21 protein-coding genes are annotated in these 22956 nt (G+C 71.4%); 14 read left to right on the top strand and 7 right to left on the bottom strand.

Annotation, left to right across the window (positions count from 1 at the left end; genetic code table 11):
- Positions 1-61 precede the first annotated feature (61 nt).
- Positions 62-1858: an AMP-dependent synthetase/ligase gene (locus ACF088_RS33110; protein ID WP_392379572.1), complete on the bottom strand. Its 1797-nt coding sequence runs from the start codon at positions 1856-1858 to the stop codon at positions 62-64.
- Between the two features lie 275 nt (positions 1859-2133).
- Here ACF088_RS33110 and ACF088_RS33115 point away from each other — a divergent pair, with 275 nt between their 5' ends.
- The 6 genes from ACF088_RS33115 to ACF088_RS33140 all read left to right on the top strand — a co-directional run bounded on the left by ACF088_RS33115 (position 2134) and on the right by ACF088_RS33140 (position 7456).
- Complete coding sequence (locus ACF088_RS33115; RefSeq protein WP_392379573.1) at positions 2134-2910, top strand: metallophosphoesterase; 777 nt, start codon at positions 2134-2136, stop codon at positions 2908-2910.
- A 274-nt stretch (positions 2911-3184) separates the two neighbouring features.
- Positions 3185-3706: an SRPBCC family protein gene (locus ACF088_RS33120; protein ID WP_392379574.1), complete on the top strand. Its 522-nt coding sequence runs from the start codon at positions 3185-3187 to the stop codon at positions 3704-3706.
- A 2-nt stretch (positions 3707-3708) separates the two neighbouring features.
- Positions 3709-4911 (top strand): ArsA family ATPase, encoded by a 1203-nt coding sequence (locus ACF088_RS33125; RefSeq protein ID WP_392379575.1) that lies wholly within the window; start codon positions 3709-3711, stop codon positions 4909-4911.
- 120 nt (positions 4912-5031) lie between these two features.
- Positions 5032-5508 carry a DUF5304 domain-containing protein gene (locus tag ACF088_RS33130; protein ID WP_392379576.1) on the top strand — a complete coding sequence of 159 codons (477 nt, stop codon included), beginning with the start codon at positions 5032-5034 and terminating at the stop codon, positions 5506-5508.
- 121 nt (positions 5509-5629) lie between these two features.
- Positions 5630-6571, top strand: coding sequence for an ROK family glucokinase (locus ACF088_RS33135; protein WP_392379577.1), 942 nt, complete (start codon positions 5630-5632; stop codon positions 6569-6571).
- A 120-nt stretch (positions 6572-6691) separates the two neighbouring features.
- On the top strand, positions 6692-7456 hold the full coding sequence (locus ACF088_RS33140; protein WP_392379591.1) for an endonuclease/exonuclease/phosphatase family protein: 765 nt from the start codon (positions 6692-6694) through the stop codon (positions 7454-7456).
- A 1-nt stretch (position 7457) separates the two neighbouring features.
- On the opposite strand, the gene ACF088_RS33145 is transcribed toward ACF088_RS33140, so the two are convergent.
- Positions 7458-8108 (bottom strand): hypothetical protein, encoded by a 651-nt coding sequence (locus ACF088_RS33145; protein ID WP_392379578.1) that lies wholly within the window; start codon positions 8106-8108, stop codon positions 7458-7460.
- Positions 8095-8892, bottom strand: a complete 798-nt coding sequence (locus ACF088_RS33150; protein WP_392379579.1) for an alpha/beta hydrolase — start codon at positions 8890-8892, stop codon at positions 8095-8097. The genes ACF088_RS33145 and ACF088_RS33150 overlap by 14 nt, the downstream gene beginning before the upstream one ends.
- Before the next feature lie 162 nt (positions 8893-9054).
- Here ACF088_RS33150 and ACF088_RS33155 point away from each other — a divergent pair, with 162 nt between their 5' ends.
- The 5 genes from ACF088_RS33155 to ACF088_RS33175 all read left to right on the top strand — a co-directional run bounded on the left by ACF088_RS33155 (position 9055) and on the right by ACF088_RS33175 (position 14338).
- Complete coding sequence (locus tag ACF088_RS33155; protein WP_392379580.1) at positions 9055-9801, top strand: lysophospholipid acyltransferase family protein; 747 nt, start codon at positions 9055-9057, stop codon at positions 9799-9801.
- Positions 9802-9899: 98 nt separating this feature from the next.
- Entirely contained in the window at positions 9900-11177 is a 1278-nt protein-coding gene (gene macS / locus ACF088_RS33160) for a MacS family sensor histidine kinase (protein WP_392379581.1), read from the top strand.
- A gap of 20 nt (positions 11178-11197) precedes the next feature.
- A complete protein-coding gene (locus tag ACF088_RS33165) occupies positions 11198-11842 on the top strand; it encodes a response regulator (protein ID WP_392379592.1) in 645 nt (214 codons plus the stop codon).
- Between the two features lie 198 nt (positions 11843-12040).
- Positions 12041-13069, top strand: a complete 1029-nt coding sequence (locus tag ACF088_RS33170) for a 6-phosphofructokinase (protein WP_392379582.1) — start codon at positions 12041-12043, stop codon at positions 13067-13069.
- Between the two features lie 252 nt (positions 13070-13321).
- Complete coding sequence (locus tag ACF088_RS33175; protein ID WP_392379593.1) at positions 13322-14338, top strand: 2-hydroxyacid dehydrogenase; 1017 nt, start codon at positions 13322-13324, stop codon at positions 14336-14338.
- Here ACF088_RS33175 and ACF088_RS33180 read toward each other — a convergent pair.
- Complete coding sequence (locus ACF088_RS33180; protein WP_392379583.1) at positions 14304-16343, bottom strand: anthranilate synthase family protein; 2040 nt, start codon at positions 16341-16343, stop codon at positions 14304-14306. The two genes, ACF088_RS33175 and ACF088_RS33180, sit on opposite strands and share 35 nt — an antisense overlap.
- Positions 16344-16596: 253 nt before the next feature.
- On the opposite strand from ACF088_RS33180, the gene ACF088_RS33185 reads away from it, so the two are divergent.
- Positions 16597-17946 carry a class II 3-deoxy-7-phosphoheptulonate synthase gene (locus tag ACF088_RS33185; RefSeq protein WP_088797269.1) on the top strand — a complete coding sequence of 450 codons (1350 nt, stop codon included), beginning with the start codon at positions 16597-16599 and terminating at the stop codon, positions 17944-17946.
- A gap of 174 nt (positions 17947-18120) precedes the next feature.
- Positions 18121-18375, top strand: a complete 255-nt coding sequence (locus tag ACF088_RS33190; protein WP_392379584.1) for a bacterioferritin-associated ferredoxin — start codon at positions 18121-18123, stop codon at positions 18373-18375.
- A gap of 68 nt (positions 18376-18443) precedes the next feature.
- Here the strand turns inward: ACF088_RS33190 and bfr are convergent, their stop codons facing one another.
- On the bottom strand, positions 18444-18920 hold the full coding sequence (bfr, locus tag ACF088_RS33195) for a bacterioferritin (RefSeq protein WP_381857221.1): 477 nt from the start codon (positions 18918-18920) through the stop codon (positions 18444-18446).
- A 145-nt stretch (positions 18921-19065) separates the two neighbouring features.
- On the opposite strand from bfr, the gene ACF088_RS33200 reads away from it, so the two are divergent.
- Complete coding sequence (locus ACF088_RS33200) at positions 19066-19698, top strand: sulfite oxidase-like oxidoreductase (RefSeq protein WP_392379585.1); 633 nt, start codon at positions 19066-19068, stop codon at positions 19696-19698.
- Between the two features lie 21 nt (positions 19699-19719).
- Here the strand turns inward: ACF088_RS33200 and ACF088_RS33205 are convergent, their stop codons facing one another.
- Together ACF088_RS33205 and pknB are read right to left on the bottom strand one after the other, a co-directional pair.
- A complete protein-coding gene (locus ACF088_RS33205; protein ID WP_392379586.1) occupies positions 19720-20613 on the bottom strand; it encodes a deoxyribonuclease IV in 894 nt (297 codons plus the stop codon).
- Positions 20614-20677: 64 nt separating this feature from the next.
- A complete protein-coding gene (gene pknB / locus ACF088_RS33210) occupies positions 20678-22654 on the bottom strand; it encodes a Stk1 family PASTA domain-containing Ser/Thr kinase (protein ID WP_392379587.1) in 1977 nt (658 codons plus the stop codon).
- Positions 22655-22956: the final 302 nt, after the last annotated feature.

Consider the following 22956-nt stretch of genomic DNA (forward strand, 5'->3'; position numbering starts at 1 on the left):
CAGCCACGACGGCGGATCACCGCGGTACCGGACCGGGCCCGGACAGCTCGGGGGACACCCCCTACGCGCGGTAAATCGCCTCGATCTCCTCCGCGAAATCCTTGGCCACCACGTTCCGCTTGAGCTTCAGCGACGGCGTGACATGGCCCGACTCCTCGGTGAACTGGGTCGGCAGGATACGGAACTTGCGCACCGACTCGGCCTTGGAGACGGCCGCGTTGCCGTCGTCGACGGCGCGCTGGACGGCGGCCAGCAGCTCCGGGTCCTCGGCGATCCGAGCCGGTGTCACATCGGCGGGGTGGCCGTGCTCCTCGGCCCAGCGGGGCAGGAACTCCTCGTCGAGGGTGATAAGCGCGCCGATGAACGGCCGGCCGTCGCCGACGACCATGCACTCGGCGATCAGGGCGTGCGCCCGGATACGGTCCTCGATCACGGCGGGGGCGACGTTCTTGCCGCCCGCGGTGACCAGTATTTCCTTCTTGCGGCCGGTGATGGCGAGGTAGCCGTCCTCGTCGAGGGTGCCGATGTCGCCGGTGTGGAACCAGCCGTCGGACAGCGCCTCCTTGGTGGCCGACGGGTTGTTCCAGTACTCGGTGAACAGGTGCTCGCCGTGCAGCAGCACCTCGCCGTCGTCGGCGATCCGCACGACCGAACCGGGCAGCGGCTGGCCCACGGTGCCGATCTTCTGCCGGTCCCAGGGGTTGAAGGCGGTGGCCGCACAGGACTCCGTCAGGCCGTAGCCCTCCAGGGCGGTGAAGCCGATGCCGCGGTAGAAGTGGCCGAGGCGCTCACCGAGCGGGGCGCCGCCGGAGATGGCGTGGGTGGCGCGGCCGCCGAGGACGGCGCGCAGCTTGCTGAAGACCAGCCGGTCGAAGACCTTGTACTTCAGCTTCAGGCCGAGCGCCGGGCCCTCGGGGGTGTCCAGCGCGCGGCTGTAGGCGATCGCGACGTCCGCCGCCTTGTCGAAGACCTTGCCCTTGCCGTCGGCCTGCGCCTTGGCCCGCGCCGAGTTGTAGACCTTCTCGAAGACCCGGGGCACGCCCAGGACCAGCGTCGGACGGAAGGAGGCGAGGTCGTCGGTGAGGTTCTTGATGTCGGGGGCGTGGCCGAGCTTGATGGGTGCCATCACCGCGGCGACCTGCACCAGCCGGCCGAAGACGTGCGCGATGGGGAGGAAGAGCAGCACCGAGGAGTCGCCGGTACGGAACAGCGGACGCAGCCGTTCGACGATGTTGCCGCACTCGGCGAAGAAGCTGCGGTGGCTGAGCACACAGCCCTTGGGGCGGCCGGTGGTGCCGGAGGTGTAGACGATGGTGGCCGGCGAGTCCGCGTCGGCGAGCGCGCTGCGCGCATCCACCTCTTCATCGGAGACACCGGCGCCCGCGGCCCGCAGCCGCGCGATGGCGTCCCGCTCGATCTGCCAGATGTTCTCCAGCTCCGGCAGCCGGTCGCGGACCGATTCGACGGTCGCCTCGTGGGTGGGGGACTCCACCAGGCAGGCCACCGCGCCGGAGTCACCGAGGATCCACTGGATCTGTTCGGCCGAACTGGTCTCGTACACGGGGACGGTGACGGCGCCCGCGCTCCAGATGGCAAAGTCCAGCAGCGTCCACTCGTAGCGGGTGCGCGACATCAGGCCGACCCGGTCGCCGGGTCGGACGCCCGAAGCGATCAGACCTTTGGCGGCGGCGCGGACCTCGGCGAGGAAGGTGGCGGCGGTGACGTCCTGCCACCCGCCGTTCACCTTGCGTCCCATGACGGCAACATCCGGGTGCTGCGCGGCATTTCGGCGGATAAGATCCGTCAGATTGCCGTCCGCGGGGACCTCGTACAGGGCCGGAAGGCTGAACTCGCGCAAGACTGCTGCTCCTCAAAAGCGCCGGCGCCACGACGCTGTGTGTACACCGACGGCGGTCCATGATCATGCAAGGGGGATTGGACTGCCCGGACGTTACCCATGGGTATTGCATTGGGGATAGGGGGGATGGCCAGATGTTCGATGCGTCACACGCTGCAGCACACGCCATGGGGTACTTTTCCCGCGCAGACTAGACCAGCGGGTCGGTGACCCGAAAGTAACCCGAGGTGCCGGCCCCCCTCCCCGCGCCCGCCCGCGCGATCTAGGGTGACGCCATGCGTGTGCATGTGGTCAGTGACGTACACGGCAACAGCCGGGACCTCGCGGCGGCCGGAACCGGCGCCGACGCCCTGCTCTGCCTCGGCGACCTGGTTCTCTTCCTCGATTACGCCGACCATTCGCGCGGCATCTTCCCCGACCTCTTCGGCGTCGAAAACGCCGACGCGCTGGTCGAACTGCGCACCGCCCGCCGCTTCGAGGAGGCCCGCGAACTGGGCCGCCGGCTGTGGGGCGAGCTCGACGCCACGGGCGCGAGCCGGGAGACGGTCATCGAGGGCGCGGTCCGCAAGCAGTACGCCGAACTCTTCGCGGCCTTCCCCACCCCCACGTACGCCACCTACGGCAACGTCGACATCCCGCGCCTGTGGCCCGAGTACGCAGGAGAAGGCGTCACCGTCCTGGACGGCCAGCGGGTGGAGATCGGCGGCCGGGTCTTCGGCTTCGTCGGCGGCGGCCTGACGACACCGATGAGCACCCCATATGAGATCAGCGACGAGGAGTTCGCCGCCAAGGTCGAGGCGGTCGGCGAGGTGGACGTGCTGTGCAGTCATATCCCGCCGGACGTCCCCGAGCTCTGCTACGACACCGTCGCCCGCCGCTTCGAGCGCGGCAGCACCGCCCTGCTGCACGCCCTCCGCACCACCCGGCCGCGCTACGCGCTCTTCGGGCATGTGCACCAGCCGCTGGCCCGCCGGGTCCGGGTCGGGCGCACGGAATGCGTCAATGTCGGCCATTTCAATGCGACCGGGAAGCCCTATGTCATGGAGTGGTGAGACCGGCGGCCCCGGGGCGCGGACCCGGGGGTGGGCGGCCGGGCGGCGCTCTGCCCCGTCGTACCGGGCCTGCTGGTGTCCGCCCGCAGGTTCCCGCGCGGTAGCCTCAGAGCCTGTAGCAGCACAGACACCACGTCACACAGACACCGCGCAATGAGGTCTCCCCGGCTCATGGGGGTGCCCCCGCTCCAGCGAAGGCGAGAGCGGGGGAGGAGCCGAGAGCTCGGGGAAGGGTCGGCGGACCGGCATGAATCGGCATGGAGGAGTCACGGCGATGGCCGAACACACCAGCTCGAGCATCACGATCGAGGCGGCACCCGCCGAAGTGATGGGAGTGATCGCCGACTTTGACCGCTATCCGGAATGGACCGGCGAGGTCAAAGAGGCAGAGGTCCTCGACAAGGACGACCACGGCCGCGCCGCGCAGGTGCGCCTGCTGCTGGACGCCGGGGCGATCAAGGACGACCACACCCTCGCCTACACCTGGACCGGCGAGAACGAGGTCAGCTGGTCCCTGGTCAAGTCGCAGATGCTGCGCGCCCTCGACGGCTCCTACCACCTCGCCGCGCTCGGCAACGGCGCGCGCACCGAGGTGACCTACCAGCTCACCGTCGACGTCAAGATCCCGATGCTCGGGATGATCAAGCGCAAGGCGGAGAAGGTCATCATCGACCGTGCGCTGGCCGGGCTGAAGAAGCGCGTCGAGAGCGGCCCCGCCGACCACGCCGCCGGCCCTGCCGACACAGCCGGGTCCGCCGATGCGGCCGGGTCCGCCGACGAGGCCAAGAAGCTCTGAGCGTGCGCATCGTTCTCGTCACGGGCCCCGGCGGCGCGGGCCGCACCACGCTCGCCGCCGCGACCGCCCTGGCCGACGCCCGCCGGGGCGCGCGGGCTCTCCTGCTCACCACCGAGAGCAGCGCCCCGGAGACGGTGTTGGGCACCCCTCTCGGCGCCGACGCCCCCACCCCGATAGCGCCGGGCCTGCACGCCCTGCGCATCGACCCCGGCGACCGCTTCCGCCAGGAGTTCCTCGCCTTCCAGGAGCGGGCCGGCGCGGCCCTCGACCTGCTCGGCGCCAGCCCTCTCGACGAGGACGAACTCACCGAACTCCCCGGCTCCGAGGACTTCGCGCTGCTGCACGCGCTGCGCGCCGAACACTCCTCCGGCGACTGGGACACGGTCGTCGTCGACATGCCCGCGGCCGCCGAAACGATCCGGCTGCTCGCCCTGCCGGCCCAGGTACGCCGCTATCTGCGCCGTCTGCTGCCGCCCGAGCGCCAGGCGGCCCGCGCACTGCGTCCGGTGCTCGCCCAGCTCGCCGGTGTCCCGATGCCGGCCCAGAAGCTCTATGACGCCGCCCAGCGCTGGGAGAGCGAACTCGCCGCCGTCCAGCGGGCGATCGACGACCCCGGCACCTCCGTACGCCTGGTCACCGACGCCGGACCGGTCGCCGCCGCCAACCTGCGCACCATCCGCGCCGGCCTGGCACTGCACGGCCGGCGCACCGACGGTCTGGTCGTCAACCGGCTGCTGCCCACCGGCTCGGCGGACCCGTTCCTCGCCGCGCTCTCCGGCAGCCAGCAGACGACCCTCAAGGCGCTGCGCGAGGAGTTCCCCGACGTCCCGGTCCACGAGGTGCCGCACCTGGGCCGCGACCCGCAGGGCGTCGACGAACTGGACGGGTTGATCGACGGGCCGGCCGGTGAGATCGGCGCGGCGGGACCCGACGACGGGCCCCGCCCGGACCCCTGGACCGTCGAGGACCGGCTGGCCGCCGACGGCATCCTCGTCTGGCGGGTGCCGCTGCCCGGCGCCGAACGCAAGGGCCTCGGCCTGGTGCGCCGCGGCGACGAGATCGTGGTCAGCGTCGGCCGCTTCCGGCGGATCCGTACGCTCCCCTCCGCGCTGCGCCGCTGCACCGTCTCCGGCGCCGGACTGCGCGACGGCTCCCTGGAGATCCGCTTCACCCCCGATCCGGACCTGTGGCCCAAGAGCGACTGAACGCGGTACCACCGTTCGGGTACCGTCGAGGGTGGGCCCCTTCCCGGGGTGCCCGTCCCGGGGTGCCCGTCCCGCTCCCCTTCGCCGTACCGCCTCGCCGCAGGAGTCACGGAGTTCCTCATGAGTGATGCCACCGAGCGCCCCGCCGACCGCAGGGCCGAGCCCGATGCCGACGCCTGGGAGACGGCCTGTGCCGAGGACCTCGCGGCCGAGAAGGTCCGGCACCGCGCCGCCCACGGCCCGCAGCCGGGCAGCGCGGCGGAGGAGCTGCGCAAGCTCGCCGACGCGGTGACCGACAAGCTTGCCGGCATCCAGCTGCCCGGCGCGCTCGGCGGCATCGCCGCGCAGGGTGCCGTCAGCCAGCTGTTCAAGCAGGCCAAGGCAGCCGTCGAGCCGGTCATCGAGCGCAACCCCGACCTCTTCGACCACCTCGCCGCGGCCGGCTCCGAACTGCTCGCCGCCTACCGTTCCGCCGTCGAGAGCGGCGAACGCCGCTGGACCCGCGACGACCTCGACGAGGGGCCCGCCGGCCGCCGCGGCGACGACCCGCGCGACGACGACGGCCCCACCGGCACCGAGCGGATCGACCTCGACTGAGTCCCTGTGGCCTCGCACCACCCGGCGGCCGCCCGGGCCCACCGCTTGAGGGGCACGGTCGGCGCCCCCGCCTCCGGTACGGTGGGTCCCGGCGGGGTTCGAGCGAAAAACTGAGGGACACATGGGACTCACCATCGGCGTCGACATCGGCGGCACGAAGATCGCGGCCGGCGTGGTCGACGAAGAGGGCTCGATCCTTGAGACGTGCAAGGTTCCGACTCCGCATGCCACCGACGCGCTGACCGAGGCCATCGCGGACGCGGTGCGGACCGTCGGGGCCGGCCATCAGGTCGAGGCCGTCGGCATCGGTGCCGCCGGCTATGTCGACGAGAAGCGCGCCACGGTCCTGTTCGCACCGAACATCGACTGGCGTCACGAACCGCTCAAGGACAAGGTCGAACAGCGCGTCGGCCTCCCCGTGGTGGTCGAGAACGACGCCAACGCCGCGGCCTGGGGCGAGTACAAGTTCGGCGCCGGCCAAGGCCACAGCGACGTCATCTGCATCACGCTCGGCACCGGCCTGGGCGGCGGCATCATCATCGGCAACAAGCTGCGCCGCGGCCGCTTCGGCGTCGCCGCCGAATTCGGGCACATCCGGGTCGTGCCCGACGGTCTGCTCTGCGGCTGCGGCAACCAGGGATGCTGGGAGCAGTACGCCTCCGGCCGCGCCCTGCTGCGCTATGCCCGCCAGCGCGCCTTCGCCACCCCCGAGAACGCCGAGATCCTGCTGTCGCTCGGCGACGGCACCTCCGAGGGCATCCAGGGGCGGCACGTCAGCGAGGCCGCCCGCCAGGGCGACCCGGTCGCCATCGACTCGTTCCGTGAGCTGGCCCGCTGGGCCGGCGCCGGCCTCGCCGACCTCGCCTCGCTCTTCGACCCGGCCGCCTTCATCGTCGGCGGCGGCGTCTCGGACGAGGGCGAACTGGTCCTGGAGCCGATCCGCAAGTCCTTCCGCCGCTGGCTGGTCGGCAACCAGTGGCGGCCGCACGCCCAGGTGCTCGCCGCCCAGCTCGGCGGCAAGGCCGGTCTGGTCGGCGCGGCCGACCTGGCGCGCCAGGGCTGAGGGCCCGCGGGCCGTCGGCCTGCTCATCCGTACGGCACCGCCCGTCGCGTCCCCCAGGGGTGCGGCGGGCGGTGCTCTATCTTGGCCCGCGTGACGATCCCGGTGAGAGGACCCGCAGCCGTGCTCCCGCTTCCCGACTCCCGTACCGAGCCCGACGGTACGGCCGTGATCCGGGTGCTCAGCTACAACATCCGCTCGATGCGCGACGACCGGGCGGCACTGGCCAGGGTGATCCGGGCCTGTGCTCCCGATCTCGTGCTGGTCCAGGAGGCGCCGCGGTTCTTCCGCTGGCGCAAGGCCGCCGAGCGGCTGGCCCGCGCGGCCGGTCTGGTGTACGTCACCGGTGGCGGCACCGCCGCGGGCCCGATGATCCTTTCCACCCTGCGCGCCCAGGTGGAGCGCACGGAGGACGTCCTGCTGCCCCGCACCCCCGGACTGCACCAGCGCGGTTTCGCCACCGCCGTGGTGCGGATCGGCGGTGCCCGCCTCGGTGTGCTCAGCTGCCACCTCAGCCTCGCCGCCCGGGAGCGCGACGAGCAGGCCGGGCTGCTGCTGGAGCGGCTGGCGGCCCTCGGCGTGCCGTACGCCGTTGCCGGGGGAGACCTCAACGAGCGGCCGGACGGCGGGAGCTTCCGGCGGCTGGCGGGGGCGCTCACCGATGCCTGGGCGGCACGGCCGTGGGGCGGGGAGCTCACCTCCACGCCCCGTGACCCGCATCAGCGGATCGACGCGATCTTCACCACGCCGGGCGTGGAGGTTCTCGGCTGCGGTGTGCCGCACGGTCTGCCGGGGGTACGGGAGAGCGACCTCACCGCCGCGACGGACCATCTGCCGGTGCTGGCCGCACTGCGGGTGCCGGCCGGGGCTGACTCACACCACCGCTGACTCACACCACCGCGCCGCTGCCCGGCAGATCGTTGTCGTCCTCGTCGTCGTTCTTCATCCGGGCGACCAGGGTGGCGAACCCGCCGAGGAAGCCGCCGATGCCCAGGACCGTGATCCACCACGTCACCGGCTGCTGCAGCAGCACCATGGCCACCAGCAGCATCGGACCGCCGATCACCGCGAGCCAGGCGAACTTGGCGGTGACATCGGCCTGCGGCAGCGGGGGCGGCTCGGGCGGGGTGAAGTGGCCCTCGTCGGTCTCGTCGAAGTCGTCGTCGGACGCTTCCGCGGGGGTCCAGCTGCGCGGACCGGCGCCCGGCGCAAAGACGACGAAGCTGCCCGGACGGGGGGCGTCGGCCATGCCGTCCCCGGCCTTGCCCTGCTCCGCGTGCTTCCCGGCGCCCTCGTCGCTGTCCTCCGTGCCGTCCTTCCCGGCGTCCTCCGTGTCGACGTTCCCGGCGTCCACCGCGGCGCTCTTCCCGGCGTCTGCCTCGGTGCTCTTCGAGCCGCCGTTCCCCGCCGGTTCGTCCGTGCCGTCGTCGCCGTCTCCCGGGGGGAACGACGGCTGGGCGCCGTAGCCCGCCACGATCTCGGCCCAGGCGGCCTCTTCGTCCAGCGGGTCCCGGGGGTCGCGGGGGCTACGCTCCGCCACTGGCCGCCGTCCCCTCCGAAGCCGCGTCCGCCCGCGCATGCGGCGCGAGCCGGGTGATGAAGTCGACGGTGTTCCGGAAGATCTGCTCCGCGTCGTGGTCGAGGGTGGCGACGTGGTAGCTGCGCTCCAGGAGCGTCTGCCGGACGTCCGTCGAGGACACCCGGCTCAGGATGCGCTCGGAGTCCCCCGGCGGGACGACATGGTCCTGCGGGCTGGTCATCACCAGCAACGGCTGGGTGACGCCGGGGAGTTCGGAGTCGACCTGCTGGAAGAAGCGGCGCACCGAGTGCGCGGCGTGCAGCGGCACCCGGTCGTAGCCGACCTCCTCGGCGCCGGGCTTGGCGATATCGCTCGTCAGCCCCTTGGTCGTCCGGACGAGATGGCGCAGCACCGGCAGCAGCGGCCCGGCCGCGTCGTGCACCTTGTTGGCGGGGTTGACCACGGCCACCCCGCTGATGGCGTCGCCGTGTTTGGCGGCCAGCCGCAGCGCCAGCGCGCCGCCCATCGACAGGCCGCAGACGAAGACCGTGGTGCAGCGCTCGGTCAGCGCCCGCAGCTCGCGGTCGACCTCGGCGTACCAGTCCTGCCAGGTCGTGATCTGCAGGTCCTGCCAGCGGGTGCCGTGACCGGGCAGCAGCGGCAGACTGACCGTGAACCCCTGGTCGGCCAGATATTGCGCCCAGGGGTGTACGGACTGGGGGGAGCCGGTGAAGCCGTGGCACACAAGGACGCCGACCTCTCCGCCGTCACGGCGGAACGGCTCGGCTCCGGGAAGGAGCGGCACCGGGGGACTCCGATCGATGAGGGGGCCTGGCGAGTTACCTCAGGGTACGCAAAGTGGCGGCGGGCGGATAGGTCCGGCGGCAGCCGCGGCGCGAGGGGGGCACCGGGGCAGGTTAAGGTCTTTGCGTCACACACAGGAGGCAGTCGGTTGATCTACGGCGCAATGAAGTTTTCCATCGGCGGGTCGCTGAAGCTTGCCTTCAGGCCCTGGGTGGAAGGCATCGAGAACATCCCCGCCGAGGGCCCGGCGATCCTCGCGAGCAACCACCTGTCCTTCTCGGACTCGTTCTTCCTGCCCGCGGTACTCGACCGCAAGGTCACCTTCATCGCGAAGTCCGAGTACTTCACCTCCCCGGGGGTCAAGGGCAAGCTGACCGCCGCGTTCTTCAAGGGCGTGGGCCAGCTGCCGGTGGACCGCTCGGGCGGCCGGGGCGCGGGCGAGGCGGCGATCAAGAGCGGTATCGAGGTGCTGGAGCGCGGTGAGCTGTTCGGCATCTACCCGGAGGGCACCCGCTCCCCGGACGGCCGGCTCTACCGCGGGAAGCCGGGCGGCCTGGCGCGGGTCGCGCTGGCCACCGGGGCACCGGTCATCCCCGTAGCGATGATCGACACCGAGAAGGTGCAGCCACCCGGCAAGATCGTGCCGAAGATGATCCGGCCGGGCATCCGCATCGGCAAGCCGCTGGACTTCACCCGCTATCAGGGGATGGAGGGCGACCGCTTCATCCTGCGGTCGGTCACCGACGAGGTCATGTACGAGATCATGAAGCTGTCCGGCCAGGAGTACGTCGACATCTACGCGACCGCGGCCAAGCGGCAGATCGCCGATGCGGCGAAGGCCGAGGCGGCACAGGTCGAGGCACAGAAGAAGGCCGAGGCGGAGCGGGCCAAGAAGGCGGCCGCCGAATAGACGGGCAGGGCCGAGTCCGGGCGTGACCACGCCCGGCGAGGGGGACGGCAATGACGGATACGGGCGCGTATACGGGCACCGGCACGACGAGTGCCGCCATGGCTGCCAGGCGCCACGGCAAACGCCCTCCGAAGGTGCTGCGGATGTCCGTCGAGCTCCCGCTGTGGCGCGCGCTCACCGGCTACCGGATCCTCACCCTCGTCTACACCCTGTGCCTGGTCGCGCTCTCCTACCGGCAGTACGCCCATCCACTGGGCGCCGCCGCCTATATGGGCGCGCTGACCGTCTGGACGGCGCTGACCTGGCAGCGCACCACCTCGGCGGAGCGCTGCACCCGCCACTTCCTCGTCGCCGACCTCGGCTTCGCGGTCGGCGGCATCCTGCTCACGCTGGTGGTCGACACCCACGCCCGCATCATGGACGGCGGGCCGACGCTGCCGTCCATCTGGACGGCGGGTGCGGTCCTGGGCTTCGCGATCAAGGGCGGCTGGCGCTGGGCCGCGGTGGCCTCCACCGTCGTGGCGGTGGCCAATCTCGTCGAGCGCCAGGAGCTGGCCCGCGACACCATTCACAACGTGGTGCTGGTGTGGGTGGCCAGCGTCGGCCTCGGCTATGTCGTCGAGGTGGCCCGCTCCAGTGAGCGCACCCTCGCCCGCGCCCTGCAGATCGAGGCCGCCACCCGGGAGCGGGAGCGGCTGGCCCGCGACATCCACGACAGCGTGCTGCAGGTGCTGGCGATGGTGCAGCGGCGCGGTGCCGAGATCGGCGGAGAGGCGAGCGACCTCGGGCGGATGGCCGGTGAGCAGGAAGTGGCGCTGCGGACCCTGGTCGCCGGCGGGCTGGTGTCGCCGCCCGCGCTCCGGCCGACGGTGCCGCACCAGGCCGGTGAGGGTGCGGGGGAGCCGGCCGCGGCGTCCGCCGTGGCCGTATCGGCGGCGCCCGGCGACGGACCGTGCGACGTCCGGGCACTGCTCGCGCCGTACGCGGGCGCCGGTGTCACCTTCTCCGAACCCGGTGCCCCGGTTGCGCTGCCGCCCGCCGCGGCGGCCGAGCTCGCGGCCGCTGTCAGTGCCGCGTTGGACAATGTACGGGTGCATGCGGGGGCGCAGGCCCACGCCTGGATCCTGGTGGAGGACGAACCGCACGCGGTGATCGTGACGGTCCGCGACGACGGCCCCGGCATCCCCGAGGGCCGGCTCGCGGACGCCGAACGCGAGGGCCGTCTGGGGGTGGCCCTGTCGATCCGCGGCCGGTTGCGGGACCTGGGCGGCAGCGCGGCGTGGATCTCGGTCCCCGGCCAGGGCACGGAAGTGGAGTTGACGGTCCCCAAGGGCGGTGCGCCCGAGGGCGGAAAACGGGGGAAGGGCGGAGCGTGAGCGAGCAGGGGTTGAAGGTCATGGTGGTCGACGACCACCCGATGTGGCGGGACGCGGTCGCACGGGATCTGGCGGAGGCCGGGTGCGAGGTGGTCGCGACGGCCGGTGACGGCCTCCAGGCGGTGCGCAGGGCGCAGGCCGCGGGGCCCGATGTGCTGGTCCTGGACCTCAATCTGCCGGGGCTGCCCGGCGTGCGGGTGTGCCAGGAACTGGTCGGTGCCAATCCGGCGCTGCGGGTGCTGGTGCTGTCCGCGAGCGGTGAGCACGCCGATGTCCTGGAGGCGGTCAAGTCCGGGGCGACCGGCTATCTGCTGAAGTCGGCGAGCACGGACGAGCTGCTGGACGCGGTGCGGCGCACGGCCGCCGGCGATGCGGTGTTCACCCCGGGCCTGGCCGGTCTGGTACTCGGCGAGTACCGCAGGCTGGCAACCGAACCGGTCCCGGCGACGCCGGACGAGCCGGGCGCACCGCAGTTGACGGACCGGGAGACCGAGGTGCTGCGCCTGGTCGCCAAGGGACTCTCGTACAAGCAGATCGCCGAGCGGCTGGTGATCTCGCACCGCACGGTGCAGAACCACGTCCAGAACACCCTCGGCAAGCTCCAGTTGCACAACCGCGTGGAGCTGGTGCGTTATGCGATAGAGCGCGGTCTCGACGAGGCGTGACCGGCGCGCTCACCATCCGCCCCGGCCGCCACCCGGAGGGACCGCTCGTACGGGTGAACGCCCCGTTCCAACTCCCCGGTAAATCACGGACATCACCGTTTGTCCCATCCCGGAGTGACCCAGATCACCATTAGCGTGACCGGCGTCGGCTCATACACGGCCGTGCGCGGCCACTGACGGGATGTAGGTGAAGCAGCGATGCGGGTCGGAGTACTGACCGGCGGCGGCGACTGCCCGGGTCTGAACGCAGTGATCAGGGGTGTCGTCCGCAAGGGCACCCAGGAGTACGGATACGAGTTCGTCGGGTTCCGGGACGGCTGGCGCGGGCCGTTGGAAGGCGACACGGTCCCGCTGGACATCCCGGCGGTGCGCGGCATCCTGCCCCGCGGCGGCACCATCCTCGGCTCCTCGCGGACCAACCCCTTCAAGGAGAAGGACGGTGTCCGCCGGATCAAGGAGACGCTCGCCAAGCAGGAGGTCGAAGCGCTGATCGCGATCGGCGGCGAGGACACCCTCGGCGTCGCCGCCCGGCTCTCCGGCGAACACGCCATCCCCTGCGTCGGCGTCCCCAAGACCATCGACAACGATCTGTCCGCCACGGACTACACCTTCGGCTTCGACACCGCCGTCGGCGTCGCCACCGAAGCCATCGACCGGCTGCACACCACCGCCGAATCCCATATGCGGGTGCTGGTCGTCGAGGTGATGGGCCGGCATGCCGGCTGGATCGCGCTGCACTCCGGTCTCGCCGGCGGGGCGAATGTCATCCTCATCCCGGAACAGCGCTTCGACATCGAGCAGGTCTGCCGGTGGATCGACTCCCGCTTCAAGGTCCGCTACGCCCCGATCGTGGTCGTCGCCGAGGGCGCGATGCCCAAGGACGGACAGATGGTGCTCAAGGACGACTCCACCGATTCCTTCGGCCATGTCCGGCTGTCCGGGGTGGGGGAGTGGCTGGCCAAGGAGATCGAGGCACGGACGGGCAAGGAGGCGCGCACGACGGTCCTCGGGCACACCCAGCGCGGCGGGACACCCAGCGCCTTCGACCGCTGGCTGGCCACCCGCTTCGGGCTGCACGCCATCGACGCGGTCCGCGACGGCGACTTCGGGAAGATGGTCGCGCTGCGCGGCACGGACATCGTCCGGGTGCCGATCGCGGAGGCGACCGCACAGCTGAAGACCGTCGATCCGGCGCGCTACGCCGAGGTCGGTGTGTTCTTCGGCTGAGGCGGCGGTCGGGGCTTCCCGCGACCCGTAGCCCGTGGTCCGTGGTCCGTAGCCCGTAGCCCGTAGCCCGTGGTCCGCGGCCGGTGACCTGACCCGTGCCCCCAGCCTCCCGCTGCCGTCCCGGGCTCCGGGCGGCACCCCCGGTCGAGGGGTCGTATATTCGCCATGTCCGCCATATTCGACATACGCGTTATGTCCGGCCCCTCGCCCCTGGGCGGGGGCGCACCACCGGCGGGAGAACCGGGAGAGCTCGTGGAGATCGTCGCCTTCGGGGTCCAGGCCGATGAGCGGCCGTACCTGGAGAAGGCCTTCGCCGGCCGCCACCAGGTCCGCAGCCTGGATGTCTTCCTCAACCGCGACACCGCGCCCATCGCCCGCGGCTACGAGATCGTCAGCTCCAGCGTCAACGGCGACCTGGGCGCGGACGTCCTGCAGACCCTCGCGGCCGGCGGGACGAAACTGATCGCCCAGCGCTCCACGGGCTTCCACAACATCGATCTGGAGGCCGCGGCCGACCTCGGAATGAGCATCGGCCGGGTCTCCTGCTACTCCCCCTACGCGGTCGCCGAATTCGCCTGGGCACTGGCGCTGGCCGTCAACCGGCGGATCGTCCGGGCCGCCCACCGCACCCGTAACTTCGACTTCCGGCTGGACGGCCTGATGGGCCGCGATCTGCGCGGGCGGACGGCGGGGGTGCTCGGCACCGGCAGGATCGGCGAAGCGTTCACCCGGATCGCCCATGGCTTCGGGATGAACCTGCTGGGCTGGGACCTCGCCGAGAACCCGCGCTGCGTGGAGCTGGGCATGAAATACGTCCCCCGGGAGCGGCTGTTCGCCGAGGCGGATCTGATCACCCTCCATCTCCCGCTGGTGGCCGAGACCCGGCGGATCGTCGACGCCGCCGCGCTGGCCGCGATGAAGGACGACGCGATCCTGGTCAACTCCAGCCGCGGCGGGCTCGTCGACACCGAGGCCCTCGTCGAGACGCTCCAGGCCGGCCGACTCACCGGCGTCGGCCTGGACGTCTATGAGGAGGAGGCCAAGTTCTTCTTCTTCGACAAGTCCCTGGACATCGTCGACGACGACACCCTCGCCCGCCTGATGACCTTCGAAAATGTGCTGGTCACCTCGCACCAGGCGTACTTCACCGAGGACGCGGTCGGCCAGATCGTCGAGGCCACCGTGGCCAACGTCGAGGACCATCTGGCCCACCGCACCAACGAGAACATGCTGGTCACACGAGGACAGCTGCCAAAAGCTGCGCGGTGACCGAGGCGCCGTCCAAGGTCAGCACCGACTCCGGGTGGAACTGCACACCGGCAAAGCCCGGGCCGCGCAGGGCATGCACCTCACCGGTGTCCGCATCCCGGCTCAACTCCACCCGGTGCATGGCGAGTTCGGCCGCCGTGGTGTCGTCGCAGCGGGCCGTGAAGGTGTTGTAGAAGCCGACGGTCTCCGGACGGCCGAAGAAGTCGATCCGCTCCTGTGCGCCCTGGTAGGGCACCTCCTTGCGGACGATCTCCAACCCCAGCTCGGCGGCGAGCAGTTCGTGCCCCAGGCAGACCCCCAGAAGACCGTCGCGGTGCCCGGCGACCAGCTCGGCGGTGAGCGACCGCAGAAAGCGCATCTTGGGGTCGGCGGCGTCCGACGGGTTGCCCGGCCCCGGACCCAGCACGATCGGGCCCCGGTGCGCGCGGGCGGCCTCGCGCAGCCCCGGCTCGTCGAAGCGGCGCACGGTGACGGTCAGTCCCGAGGTGCGCAGCAGATGCGCCAGCATCGCGGTGAAGGTGTCCTCGGCGTCGATGACCAGCGCGTGCCCGCTCAGCTCGGCGATCGGTGCGGTGGTCTGCATCCGCAGCCAGAAGGGCGCGAGGCCGGTGCGGCGGGCGTCCAGCGCGGCCTGCACCCGGGGGTCGTCGGCCAGCCGCTGCCCGTGCCCCCCGGACGCCGCCCGCACGGGCGCCGGTCGTACCCCCAGCGCGCTCAGCACCCCCGCGGCCTTCGCATGCGTCTCGGCGACCTCGCTGCGCGGGTCGGAGGCGCGGACGAGGGTGGCGCCGACCGGCACCCGCAGCCGGCCGTCGGCGGAGATGTCGGCGGTACGGATCAGGATCGGCGAGTCCAGCGTCTGCGCGCCGCCCGCGTCCCGGCCGATCAGCGCCAGCGCCCCCGCGTAGTAGCCGCGGCCCCGCCCGTCGGCGCCCGCCGGCTCGTACCGTTCGATCACCCGGCAGGCGTTCTGCACCGGCGACCCGGTGACCGTCGCCGCGAACATCGTCTCCTTGAGCACCTCGCGCACATCGAGGGTGGACCGGCCGCGCAGTTCGTACTCGGTGTGCGCGAGGTGCGCCATCTCCTTGAGCCGGGGCCCGATCACCACCCCGCCCTTGTCGCCGACGGTGCACATCATCTTCAGTTCCTCGTCCACCACCATGGACAGCTCCTCGACCTCCTTGCGGTCTTCGAGGAACGCCAGCAGGCTCTCGGCGGTGGGGCCGCCCTCCGGGTAGCGGTAGGTGCCGCTGATCGGGTTCATCACGACCGTCCCGGCCGCCCGCCCGCCGTCCCCGGGCCCGGACGCTCCGTGCCCGCTCCTCCCGCCGGTCATCCGGACATGCACCTCGGGGCTGGCGCCGACCAGGGTGTGCACCCCGGGGCGGTGCACCACATAGGTCCAGTACGCGCCGCGCTCACCGGCCAGCAGCCGCCGGAACAGCGCCAGTGCGCCGGCCGCCGAGAAGTCCTCGATCGTGCCCTCGAACGTCCTGCGGACGACGAAGTTCGCGCCCTCGCCGGTGCCGATCTCGTCCCGTACCACCCGCCCGACGATCTCGGCGTAGGCGTCGTCGTCCACATCGAACGCCCCGTCCGTCACCCGTACCTCCTGCGCGGGCAGCGCCGCCAGCACCTCGTCGAGCGGCAGTTCCGCGCTCTCGCGGGGGCGCAGCACGGCCAGCGGCGTGCCGTCGTCGTGGGCCCGGAAGCCGCGCTCGCGGATCTGGCGGAACGGGATCAGCGCGAGCGCATCGGTCACCGGCGCGTCCGGTACCCCCTCGCCCAGCGGGATGTCGGCCAGCCGCCCGACCTCGTCGACCTCACCGATCAGCACCTCGACGAGGGGGGCACCTCCCGCCCGAGCGAAGCCGAGAGTGGGGGAGGCCGCCTCCCGTCCGGGGGAGCGGCGGTGCAGCAGGGCGAACGGCGGGCAGGCGGGGTCGAGCAGCCGCCGGACGAGTGCGGCGGCGTCGGTGCGGGCGGGGGGCTCGCGGTGCATGACGGGGTTCCTTCCAGGAAGAGGAGGAACGGCCGCCGCAAAAGGCTGAAGGCCGCCCCTCGGGCGGCCTTCGCGAAGTGTGTGGTGTGCGCGCGAATCAGTGGGCCGCCGGATGAGCGGTCCACCACCAGTTGCTGTTGATCGCCGGTCGCGTGCACATGAGGGGCACCCTACCGGACCGTCCGAGTGCAGTGCGTCTCACAGTCCGGATGCCGGGACGGACAGCCTCGCGGGACCCCGTAATGTGGGCAGTGTGACCGTGAACGCTGAAACCCACGCCGGTGGCCACACCTGGCGAGACCTGCCCGCGGCGCAGCAGCCTGACTGGCCGGACCAAAAGGCTCTGCGCGATGTGATCGCGGAGCTCGAGTCCTATCCGCCGCTCGTCTTCGCGGGCGAGTGCGACCAGCTGCGCGAGCGCCTGGGAGCGGTCGCCCGTGGTGAGGCGTTCCTGCTTCAGGGCGGCGACTGCGCGGAGGCCTTCGACGCCGTATCCGCCGAGCACATCCGCAACAAGCTCAAGACGCTCCTCCAGATGGGCGCCGTCCTGACCTACGCCGGGTCCGTCCCGGTGGTCAAGGTCGGCCGGATCGCCGGCCAGTACAGCAAGCCGCGCTCCAAGCCCACCGAGACCCGTGACGGGGTGACACTGCCGACCTACCGCGGCGACTCCGTCAACGGCTTCGAGTTCACCGAGGCGGCCCGGATCCCGGACCCCGAGCGGCTCAAGCGGATGTACCACGCCTCCGCGGCGACCCTGAACCTCGTGCGCGCCTTCACCACGGGCGGCTACGCCGACCTGCGGCAGGTGCACGCCTGGAACCAGGACTTCGTGAAGTCCTCGCCCTCCGGACAGCGCTACGAGGCGCTGGCCCGCGAGATCGACCGTGCGATGAACTTCATGAACGCCTGCGGGGTGGACCCGGAGGAGTTCCGCACCGTCGAGTTCTACGCCTCCCACGAGGCGCTGGTCCTGGACTACGAGTCGTCGCTGACCCGGGTCGACTCGCGCACCGGCAACCTCTACGACGTCTCCGGCCACATGGTCTGGATCGGCGAGCGCACCCGTCAGCTGGACGGGGCGCACATCGAGTTCGCCTCGCGCATCCGCAACCCCCTCGGCGTCAAGCTCGGCCCGACGACCACCCCCGAGGACGCGCTGACGCTCATCGAGCGGCTCGACCCGGAGCGGGAGCCGGGCCGGCTGACCTTCATCACCCGCATGGGAGCGGACAAGGTCCGCGACAAGCTCCCCGAGCTGGTCGAGAAGGTCACCGCCTCCGGTGCGCAGGTCGCCTGGATCTGCGACCCGATGCACGGCAACACCTTCGAGGCGGCCTCCGGTCACAAGACCCGGCGCTTCGACGACGTGCTGGACGAGGTCAAGGGCTTCTTCGAGGTCCACAAGAGCCTGGGCACACACCCCGGCGGTATCCACGTCGAGCTGACCGGTGACGATGTCACCGAGTGCGTGGGCGGCGGCGACGAGATCTTCGTCGACGACCTCCACCAGCGCTACGAGACCGCCTGCGACCCGCGGCTCAACCGCAGCCAGTCGCTCGACCTGGCTTTCCTGGTGGCGGAGATGTACCGCGACCAGTGAGCCGGTCGGCCGCTGACCTGCGCTGACGGGCAGGGGCACAACGAGAGTGGGGCGCGGATCCTGTGATCCGCGCCCCACTGCGTTGTGCAGCCCCCGCCGGGGCAGGTAAGGTAAGGGTTACCTCACCCAAGATCAGCCGGATGGATGAGGTGACTCCACGGAAGGTGAAGCCGCGTGTACGTCTGCTCCTGCTTCGGGATCACCGAGCAGCAGGTCCGTGAGCACGCGGACACGGGCGCCTGCACGCCTCGTCAGATCGCCTCCGCCTGCAAGGCCGGCACCGACTGCGGCGGCTGTGTCCGCCGCATCCAGTCACTGCTCGGCCGGGGCGCCTGCCCCCGCCGGGAGCTCATCGAAAGCGGTGCGCCCGAACCGCTGGGCGCGGAGGCGGACGCAGTGGAGCCCGCGGCGCTTTCGGAGGCCGCGTAGCCCTCAGGGGCGACGGGGGTCTCCCGCAGTCGTTCCGGACCGGGCGCAGGGTGAGCACGTCTGCTCGCTCAGCTCGGCTGCTCGATGACCTGGGCGATGTAGAGCGCCTCTCCGAGCTTCTCCACCAGCTCCAGCTGGGTGTCGAGATAGTCGATATGGTGCTCCTCGTCCGCGAGGATGTCCTCGAAGATATTCGCCGAGGTGATGTCGCCCTTGTTGCGCATGAGCTCGATACCGCGCTTGAGGCGGTCGATGGCCTCGACCTCGACCTGCCGGTCGGCCTGGAACATCTCCGTGACGGTCTGGCCCACCCGTACGTGGAACAGCCGCTGGTAATTCGGCAGAGCTTCGAGGAAGAGAATCCGGTCCGTCAGGATCTCTGCATGCTTCATCTCGTCGAAGGACTCTGAGCGGGTGTACTTCGCGAGCTTCGTCCAGCCGAAGTTCTCCTGCATCTTGGCGTGCAGGAAGTACTGGTTGATCGCGGTGAGCTCGGCGGTCAGCTGCTCATTGAGGAATTCGATGACCTCGGGGTCTCCCTGCATGGCTGCGGGCTCCTTCCACGCGAGAACTGGGCAGGTGCCGCATCCTCGCACCGCCCGGAGTGGGGCGTCCAGTAAGTGCACGCTTAGTGCGAGTTGCCCGAATCCCTCTCTCCCTGGTCATCGGCACCCCTTCCGGTCTGACAACATGGAGGGCATGGGTCAGCCGGAAAGCCGCGAAGCGGAGCAACCTCAGCTGCCTCCGGGGCAGCGGTTGCAGCGGGGCTGGCCGGTGACGCATTACGGGCCGGTGCCGAAGTTCCGCGCCGAACGCTGGGAGTTCCGGGCTTTCGGCGCCACCGCCGACGGCGCGAAACACTGCTGGTCGCACGAGGAATTCACGGCGCTGCCGTACACCACGGTCGTTGCCGATATGCACTGCGTAACGAAATTCAGCATGCTGGGAGCCGAATGGGGCGGAGTGCGTACCCGAACGATCCTCGAACTCGCACCCCCGGCCCCCGATGTCACCCATGTCATGGTGTGGGCCGAGTACGGCTTCAGTTCGAATGTGCCGATCGAGGATTTCGCCGCGGAGAAATGCCTCTTCGCCACGCACCGCTCGGGTGAGCTCCTCACCGCGGAGCACGGCTTCCCGGTCCGCCTGATCGTCCCGCATCTGTACGCCTGGAAAGGCCCCAAGTGGGTCCGCGGCATCGAATACATGCGGGCCGACCGCCGCGGCTTCTGGGAGGAGCGCGGCTACCACAACCTCGGCGACCCGTGGCAGGAGCAGCGCTACTCGTACCAGGAGGAGCCCGGGGACGGCCCCGAGCTCTGATCCCGGCGCCCCGGACGGGGCTCAGGGACCGCGCAGCTCCTTGAGCCGGGCCACGTCCGCCGCATGCCCTTCCTTGCCGCCCGGGGTCTCGACGACCAGCGGTACGCCGGCCGTCGCCGGGTGGCGGAACAGCTCGCCGAACGGCTCCGCACCGATGTGACCCGCGCCGATGTTCTCGTGCCTGTCCTTGTGGGCGCCGGCCACGTCCTTGGAGTCATTGGCGTGGATCAGCTTCAGCCGGCCCTCGCCCGCGACCTCCACCAGCTCGTCCAGCAGCGCCTTCGTGCCACCCGGCGCCGCCATGTCGTGCCCGGCCGCGAACGCATGACAGGTGTCGAGGCAGATCCCCAGCTTGGGGTGCCGGTCCAGCGCATCGAAGTACGGACCGAGATCCTCCGCCAGTGCGCACAGTGACGCCCCCTGCCCGGCCGTCGGCTCCAGCAGCAGCCAGGGGTCGTCCGGGTGCGTCAGCTCGTCGAGCAACGGCCGCATCCGCTCCCTGACCTGCGCCATCGCCGTGGCACGCGGCCGCCCGCCGGTCGCCGAGCCGGTGTGGACGACCACGCCCAGCGCGCCGATCTCCCGGCCGCGGCGCAGCGAGTGGCGCAGCGAGGCCACGGACTTGTCGACGGTCGCCTCGGTGTGCGAACCGAAGTTGATCAGATACGGCGCATGGACATACGCCGGAATCCCCTCCTGGGCGCAGGCCGCCCGGAACGCCTCGTCCTGTTCGGGGCTGCCGGGCAGTGTCGCCCAGCCGCGCGGATTGGCCACGAAGACCTGGACGACCTCGTCGCCCATCTCCCGGGCGTAGGGGATGCCGGTCTTGGCCAGGCCGCCGGCCACCGGCACATGGCCGCCGACCGGGTTACGTGCACGGGCGCGCTGCACGGCGCCCTCGGGGGAGGTACTCACCCTCCCAGGGTGCCAGGTGCCCCACGCCCGCCGAACGGCAGCCGCGGGGCACGGCCGGCGGACCCTACAGGGCGCCCTTGAGCTCGATGGTGATCGTGCCGCCCTTCGGCGCCTTCTTGCCGGGGTCGACGGACTGGCTGTCGACCGTGTCCTGCGGGAACAGCAACGGCTTCTTCACCTCGACCTGGAAGCCCAGATCCGTCAGCTGCTTCTTGGCGTCATCGACGTTCTTGCCGGTGACGTTGGGGACGGCGATCATCTCCGGCCCCTTGGAGAGCGTGAGGGTGACCGTGTCGCCCTTGCCGAGCTGCTTGCCCTCGGCCGGGGTCTGCCGGGCGACGGTGCCCTTGTCCTGGGTGGAGAACACCGGCTCGTCGGCGAAACGCACCTGGAAACCGGCCTCGCGCAGCGTGTTCGCCGCATCCGCACGGTCGCTGCCGAGCACGCCGGGCACCTCGACCGCGGTGCCACGGCTGACCGTCAGCCCCACCCCCGTGTCGGGCCGCCGCTTGGTCCCGGCTTCCGGGTCCGTACGGATCACCGAGCCCTTGGCCACCTCGTCGCTGAACTGGCGGGTCACGGCGCCCGGCACCAGCCCGCGGTCGCGCAGCTTGCGCTTGGCGTCGGCGACCGGGGTGCCGGACAGGTCCGGGACGTCGACGATCTCCGGTCCGCGGGAGATGGTGAGGGTGACCGTGTCGGTGCCGCGGATCCGCTTGCCGTTCGCCGGATCGATCTTCATGACGTGGCCGCGCTCCACGTTCGAGCTGAAGTCGCGCACCACCTTCACGCCCAGGCCGTCGTCCCGCAGGGTCTTCTCGGCCTTGGCCTGCGTCATGTCCAGCACCGGCGGGACGGTGGTGAACTGGCCGGAGCTGATGTACCAGACGCCCGTGCCGACCCCGAGGACCAGCAGGACGGCCGCGATGACGGTGGCGAGCCGCCGCCGCTGGAGCAGCCCCCGACGGGGTGCCTCCTCGGCAGGCACCGGCCGCAGCCGGGTGGTCTGCTCCGAGGCCGTCGGCACCTCCAGCCGGCTGGTGCGGTTCAGCTCCGCCTCGCCGGCCCCCGGCGGCGCTGCGCCATCGGTGCGGGGTATCACGTCCGTACGCTCGAAGCCGTCGCCCACGGCGCTGCCCGGCGCGCCCGCGGTCCCCTCCCTGGCCTCCGGCGGCACGACATCCAGCTGGGCGTCGGTCAGCTGTGCCCGGGCCTCCTGCGCCCGGGACAGCAGCGCCACCGCGTCCTGCGGACGCAGCTGCGGTTCGCGGGCACAGGCCAGCGCGACCAGCTCGTCCAGCTGCGGTGCGAGAGCGGGCACCAGCCCGGACGGCGGCAGCACGTCCTCGTGCAGATGCTGGTAGAGGATCTGCGCCACGGTGCCGCCGGTGTGCGGCTTGCCGCCGGTCAGCATCTCGTAGAGCACCACACCGCAGGCGTAGACATCGACCCGGGCGTCCGCGGTGCCGTGCTCCAGCTGCTCGGGGGCGAGGTAGGAGACGGTGCCCAGGACGGAGCCGGTCGAGGCGGTGGTGTTGGTGTCCACCGCGCGCACCAGACCGAAGTCGGCGACCTTGACCCGGCCGTCGTCGCCGATCAGGACGTTCTCCGGCTTCATGTCGCGGTGCACCAGCCCGGCGCGGTGCGCGGCCCCCAGGGCGGCCAGGATCGGCTCCAGGATGTCCAGCGCGGCCCGCGGCTGCAGGGCACCCCGCTCCCGCAGCACATCGCGCAGCGTGCAGCCGGCCACATACTCCATGGCCAGATACACGTACGTACCGTCCGTGCCCTGGTCGAAGACGCCCACCACATTCGGATGCGACAGCCGCGCCACCGACTTCGCCTCACGGATGAAGCGGTCGACGAACGCCTCGTCCGTGGCGAGGCCCGGGTGCATCACCTTCAGCGCGAGCACGCGGTCGAGCCGGGTGTCCATGGCCTGGTAGACCGTGGCCATACCGCCTGCGGCGATGCGCGCCTGGACGCGATAACGGCCGTCGAGCAGCTGGCCCACGAGCGGGTCCTGAAGGGTGGTATCCACGGCAGACGAGTCTAACGTTCCGCTGCGCTTTGCCTCTGGCCCACGCTTTCGGCTGGCCCGCCGTGGGGGTTTGTCGCCGTTTCGCCTGGCGGCGGGCGGTCCGCTGCGCTTGGCCTCGGCCCGTTCTTGGCTTTCGCGCCTGCGCCTGGCGGCGGGTGTTGCCGCTGCGCGGGGCGGGTCCGCTGCGCGGGGCTGTTGGGGTGCGGTGACGGGCCTGCGCGGGTGGGTGTCCGGACTGCTTCGCTTTACGTCCGGACACCCACCCGCTCCGGCCCGTCCCCTCCCGTTGGGGGTGGTGGAAA

Source organism: Streptomyces sp. NPDC015125 (assembly GCF_043080045.1).
Lineage (GTDB): Bacteria > Actinomycetota > Actinomycetes > Streptomycetales > Streptomycetaceae > Streptomyces.